The organism is Halomonas sp. SIMBA_159 (genome assembly GCF_046536035.1).
Lineage (GTDB): Bacteria > Pseudomonadota > Gammaproteobacteria > Pseudomonadales > Halomonadaceae > Vreelandella > Vreelandella venusta_A.
Map to the genome: position 1 here is coordinate 1 of NZ_JAWJBT010001205.1, position 249 is coordinate 249.

General features: G+C 68.3%; 1 pseudogene. It reads right to left on the minus strand.

Annotated elements, in window-relative coordinates:
* Positions 1–249: pseudogene (locus R0J87_RS23085) on the minus strand (IS21 family transposase); the annotation flags it as partial.

Here is a 249-nt window from a genome sequence, read left to right on the forward strand (position 1 = left end):
GAGAGCACCGAGCGGCGCGTTGGCGAGCCAATGACGAGCGCGCGCTGGCAGGCGATTGCGAGACGCTCCTTGCCGTACTTGCGAGCGAGCCCCAGCAGGCCAAGGCAGGCCCGGTAGCCCATTTCGGGATGCGGGCGGTTGGTCAGCAGGTGGTTGACGATGGCTTGAGCGCCGGGGCCGATCGAGGCGCCCCAGTTCAGAAGGCTACCCGCGGTCCATTCCATGTGGGCACGATGGGCCGCTGGCATG